This window comes from Acidithiobacillus sp. TH-A35 (assembly GCF_057473505.1).
This window is the reverse complement of the sequence record NZ_JBYCKR010000242.1, coordinates 1-4,255: the sequence shown is the minus strand read 5'-3', so window position 1 is coordinate 4,255 and position 4,255 is coordinate 1. Positions and strand designations below refer to the sequence as shown.

The 4,255-nt window shown below is 60.8% G+C and carries 5 protein-coding genes; 1 reads left to right on the top strand and 4 read right to left on the bottom strand.

Translation table 11 applies throughout. From position 1 onward, the window contains the following. The 4 genes from AC2VNK_RS08065 to xseA form a co-directional block, all read right to left on the bottom strand. A partial coding sequence (locus tag AC2VNK_RS08065; RefSeq protein ID WP_486883418.1) for an HAD-IC family P-type ATPase occupies positions 1-950 on the bottom strand: 950 nt, incomplete at its 3' end. Between the two features lie 31 nt (positions 951-981). Continuing rightward, positions 982-1,755 (bottom strand): UDP-2,3-diacylglucosamine diphosphatase, encoded by a 774-nt coding sequence (locus AC2VNK_RS08060; protein WP_486883417.1) that lies wholly within the window; start codon positions 1,753-1,755, stop codon positions 982-984. A gap of 4 nt (positions 1,756-1,759) precedes the next feature. Then, on the bottom strand, positions 1,760-2,272 hold the full coding sequence (locus tag AC2VNK_RS08055; protein WP_486883416.1) for a peptidylprolyl isomerase: 513 nt from the start codon (positions 2,270-2,272) through the stop codon (positions 1,760-1,762). Between the two features lie 122 nt (positions 2,273-2,394). After that, positions 2,395-3,735: an exodeoxyribonuclease VII large subunit gene (gene xseA, locus AC2VNK_RS08050; protein WP_486883415.1), complete on the bottom strand. Its 1,341-nt coding sequence runs from the start codon at positions 3,733-3,735 to the stop codon at positions 2,395-2,397. A 155-nt stretch (positions 3,736-3,890) separates the two neighbouring features. On the opposite strand from xseA, the gene trxA reads away from it, so the two are divergent. Then, on the top strand, positions 3,891-4,255 hold a 365-nt coding region (gene trxA, locus AC2VNK_RS08045), incomplete at its 3' end, for a thioredoxin (protein ID WP_486883414.1).

Here is a 4,255-nt window from a genome sequence, read left to right as displayed (position 1 = left end):
CGATTTTCTGTCAGGGTGCCCGTTTTGTCGGTGCAAATGACGGTAACCGTGCCCAGGGTTTCCACTGCCGGTAACTGGCGGACAATGGCGCCGCGTTGCGCCATACGCTGCACGCCCAGTGCCAGGGTCACACTAATGACTGCTGGTAACCCTTCGGGAATAATGGCTACCGCCAGACTGATGGCGGCGAGCAGGGCGAATTCCAGCGTCTCGCCCCGCCACCAGGCAATACCCGCCGCGACGGCTGCCAGAAGAACTACAGTGAAAGCGAGAGTCCGGGACAAGCGGTTAATGCGCTCCAGCAGAGGCGAGCGCATGGTCAGGGTGGTTCCCATGAGCTGATGGATACGGCCTATTTCGGTGGCACTGCCGGTGGCGGTCACCTGGCCCACACCATCTCCCCCGGTCACCAGCGTTCCCGCCCGCAGCAGTAACTCGCCCGCGTCGCCAGAAGTGGTTTTATCCACCGGGACGGATTCCCCCGTCAGCAGGGATTCGTCCACGCGCAGGGCATGCGCCTCCAGCAAGCGCATGTCGGCGCTGATACGTGCCCCATTTTCTATTCGCACCCAGTCGCCGGGCACCAGTGCTTCAGCGGGCAGATGTTGCCAGGCGCCATCGCGACAGACCAACACCTGCGGGGCGAGAAAAGATTGCAGTGCCTGCACGGCTTTCTCCGCACGGTTCTCCTGAACAAAGCCGAGCAGGGTGTTGATCAAAATCACCGTGCCGATGACTGCGCCGTCTACCAGATGTCCGAGTACCAGCGATAAGAGTGCAGCGGCCAGCAGAATCGCGATGAGGGTGTTACGAAACTGCGCCAGCAGTTGTTGCCACCAGCGCGGCGCATGCGCCGTGGGCAGACGATTAGGCCCGTATTGTTGCTGTAACGCCGAGGCCGCAGCGCTGCTCAGACCGCATGCCATTGGACCATGCTCCGTGATGTCCATGTTGATCCCTCCGGTCGCGCAAAAGCCGAAATTACGGTGGACTCAGTAACTGCAAGGACCATTGGCCGTTCTCCCAGCGCCCAATTCGCGCGCCATCGGCGTCCCAGGCACCCAGCACCATGCGCCGTCCCTCCGGACGCTGCTCCCAAACGGGGCGATGGGTATGGCCATGAATCAACATGTCATAAGTGGCACCATCCAGCGCGAAAATGCCCTCCCCGTGGAGGGCGGTGACGATGGTCTGCGGATTGGCATCGGTTATGGCTGGTGCCTTGGCCCGCACTTCCCGGCTACTGCCGCGACGCAATCCGCGGGCGATACGCTGGAGCCAGGCATAAGGCAGGCGTCCCAGCGTGAGTCGAGTCAGCGGATGGCGAATCACCCGGCGAAAGCGCTGGTAACGATGGTCGTCGCTACACAGCAAGTCACCGTGGGTCAGCAGGATACGCTGATCGCCCAGTTGCAGCAGCGCCGGGTCGGGCAGGGCGAGGATACCGAACTGCGCCAGAAACGCGGCACCCAGGGCAAAGTCCCGGTTACCGACCATGAGGTACACCGTGGTGCCCTGCTTCTGCAGATCATGGAGCAGGGCAAGGATTTCTGCATAAGGCGCTTCCGCCGCCTGATCCCGATGCACCCAGTAGTCAAACAGATCGCCCAGAATAAAAACGGCCCGCGCGGTCCGGCCCTCGTGCAAACAAAAATGGCGGAAGAGGGCGATCAGCGCGGGCTGTGCGGAACTCAGATGCAGGTCAGAGATAAACAGCACGGGGCCATTACCAAGGTCTGCACCCTGCACCATCATAGACTCAGGCCGCAGGCAGACGCTCGCCCTTGTCGATGGAGATGGTGTCCTTGGGAACGTCCTGGTGCATCCCCTTGTTACCGGTCGGAGTCTTCGCGATGTCGTCCACCACATCCATCCCGCTGACGACCCTACCAAAAACGGCATAACCCCATCCCGATCCTGATGCCGTCTTGAAGTTGAGGAAATCATTGTCTGTCAGATTGATGAAAAACTGCGCGGTGGCAGAGTGGGGATCATTGGTCCGTGCCATGGCGAGCGTACCCCGCGCATTTTTCAGACCATTCTCCGCCTCATTGGCGATGGGCGCATGGACCTCTTTCTGCTGCATCTCCGCCGTAAAACCTCCGCCCTGAATCATAAAGCCGGGTATCACGCGATGAAAGATGGTGCCGTCAAAAAAACCCTCGTCGACATACTTCAGAAAATTCTCGACGGTGTTGGGCGCTTTGTCGGCGTCCAGCTCAATGACGATATCACCCTTGTTGCTGTGCAGCACTACTTGCGGATTTGCCATGAACACTCCTCAGAATTCAGGGCACCAGTGCCCTGCTAGAAAAAATTCGCCACTCAGGCCAGCGGCGACGAAGACAAAGAGTAAAGCGATAGAGCGGGCCTTGTCGATAGCCGACATAAGCGCTAATCACTTTTTTTGAGGACCTCGCAGAGCAGGGTGCCCTGCGCCAGGGTCGCGGTAACCTGCGCATGCACCGCGACAGAGGCGCTGCCAAACACCACCTTGCCGGACTCGTCGCGAAGGACGGCAAAACCGCGCTGCAACACCGCCAAGGGGTCCAGCAGGCGTAAGGCCGCCACCTGCTGCTGCTGTTGCGCCTCGGCGCCGGCCAGTCGCTTGTCCATCGCTAGAATCAGCGCGGCGCGCCGGGTTTCCAGCATCTCATTCAGACCTCGCAAGCGTTGGCGAGGGTCTTGCCGCAAACGTCGCGCCTGGAGAACCTGCAGTCGTCCGCCCCATACGGCCTGCTGACGCTGCATGGCCTGCCGCAAGGCCCCACGCGCCAGACGCAAACGGCGCTCAGCATCCCGCACCCGCTCGCCGGGATGACGCAGGCGCAGCCGCAAATAGTCGAGGCGCTGGGTCGCGTCCCGCAGCGTGCGCTGCATGGACTGTTCCAGCTGTCGCCGATGTGCCCGCACCTGCGGCAACCACTCGCCACGGTCGGGGCTAACCGCTTCCGCCGCCGCCGTGGGGGTCGCCGCGCGCAGATCACCCGCGAAATCGGCAATGGTGAAATCAATTTCATGACCAATGCCCGTCACCACCGGCACCGGGCAGGCACGAATCGCGCGCGCGACGCTTTCTTCATTAAAACACCACAGATCCTCCGCGCTGCCGCCGCCACGCGCCAGGATCACCACATCCTCCTGCTGCCGACTGGCGATGCGGGCCAGCGCGCTACAAATCTGTGCCGCTGCCTGATCGCCTTGCACCAGCACCGGATAGACCATTACCGCGAGCATCGGCCAGCGCCGCGCCAGCGTCACCCGGATGTCATGCAGCGCCGCGCCGCTCGCTGAAGTGACCACGGCGACCCGCTGCGGCCAGCGGGGGAGGGGCCGTTTCAGCTCCGGCGCAAAAAGCCCTTCGGCCGCGAGCTTATCCTTGAGGGCGGCAAAACGCGCCTGTAAATCGCCCTCACCGGCATCCAGCAATTGCTCGACAACCAATTGAAAATCACCCCGTCCTTCATACAGGGTGGGCTGCGCCAGTATCTGCACCTGCATGCCGTTGCGGGGCTGAATCCGGGTATAGGTATTGCGCTGGCGGAACATGGCGCAGCGCACCTGCGCCCGCGCATCCTTCAGCGAAAAATACCAGTGTCCCGATCCGGGGCTACTGAAATTGGACAGCTCACCTTCCACCCTTAACAGCGGAAAATTCCCTTCAATGATCTCGCGGGCGGCAGCGTTCAGTGCGCTGACGGTGAGTATTGGGATCTGCGAATCACTAACGGTCATGTCATTCTCTCGTGGCTGACGGGATGAAGATCGGGGCTCTTGACCCTGTCACCCTCCGCGTTTTAAGGTCGGTATAATACATTTTGTGGTCATTCGGGATGGTCCCGCATGTCTGGCGCATTGCCGCGCAAACACTCACATTAAAGAGAATCCTCATGGCCGTAGTAGAACTCACGCAAGACAATTTTGAAGCCGTCGTCATCGGCAATGACATGGTGTTGGTGGATTTCTGGGCGCCCTGGTGTGCACCTTGCCGCGCTTTTGCCCCCATTTTTGAAGCCGCCGCTGAGAAGTATCCGGATGTGGTCTTTGCCAAGGTGAATACGGACGCCGAGCAGGAACTCGCCGCTTCTTTCCAGATTCGTTCTATCCCGACGCTGACCATCTTCCGCCAGCAGATTGGCATCTTCTCTCAGGCAGGCTCACTCCCGGCCAGCGCGCTGGAAGAAGTGATTCAACAGGCTCAGGCACTGGATATGGACAAAGTCCGCGAAGAAATCGCCGCCCAGCCGGATACAAC

Excerpts from the sequence above, each read along its gene's own strand:
- AC2VNK_RS08060 (WP_486883417.1), bottom strand. The coding sequence starts at position 1,755 with ATGATGGTGCAGGGTGCAGACCTTGGTAATGGCCCCGTGCTGTTTATC.
- AC2VNK_RS08055 (WP_486883416.1), bottom strand. The coding sequence starts at position 2,272 with ATGGCAAATCCGCAAGTAGTGCTGCACAGCAACAAGGGTGATATCGTC.
- xseA (WP_486883415.1), bottom strand. The coding sequence starts at position 3,735 with ATGACCGTTAGTGATTCGCAGATCCCAATACTCACCGTCAGCGCACTG.